Consider the following 688-nt stretch of genomic DNA (forward strand, 5'->3'; position numbering starts at 1 on the left):
CACCCCGTCCCCGGGTCCGCGGTGTGCAGCAGCCGGGCCAGTACCCCGCGCAGGGACTGGTTGGCGGTGTCCTCGGCGTGGCCGACCCGGCTCGCCTGGAACACCGTGGACGTCCAGAAGCGGCGCGAGTCGGCGGGCAGCACGAGCACGGCGGCCAGCGTCGCCCCGGCACACACCGCCAGCGCCGTCGCCGCCTGCCGCAGCCACGGGTTCCAGCCCGCTCCACGCGCGCGTACGATACCGGTGAGCAGCAGGAACAGCGCGAACAGGGCGGGAGTGAGCTTCACCGCCGCCGCGAGCCCGATGCCCGCGCCCGCCCCCCGGTGGCCGGCGTGCCGGGTCAGGTCCCACAGGACGGCGACCGCCAGCAGCAGATTGATCTGGCCGTAGCGCAGGGTCGTCCACACCGGCTCGCACCACACCGCGAGCGCCGCCACCCACAGCGCCGCGCCGGGCCGCTCCCGTCCCGCCAGTCGCAGCGACAGCTGGACGAGCGCGACCAGGAGGGCGAGGTTCGCCGCGGTGGCGAGTGTGCGCATCTCCGGCACGCCCAGCAGCGTCAGCGGCGTGAACAGCAGCGCGGCGAACGGCGGGTAGGTGGTGGGCAGCCCCGCGCGCGTGGCACGCATCGCGTACAGGTCCGCCCCCGCCCGTACGGCCCCGCCCTCCGCCCGGTAGACCATCAGGT

1 protein-coding gene is annotated in these 688 nt (G+C 75.7%); it reads right to left on the reverse strand.

Going from position 1 to position 688, the window contains the following annotated elements:
- A partial coding sequence (locus ACJA3G_RS38080; RefSeq protein ID WP_406557560.1) for a glycosyltransferase 87 family protein occupies window positions 1-688 on the reverse strand: 688 nt, incomplete at both ends.

The organism is Streptomyces sp. YS-3 (genome assembly GCF_045257485.1).
GTDB lineage: Bacteria > Actinomycetota > Actinomycetes > Streptomycetales > Streptomycetaceae > Streptomyces.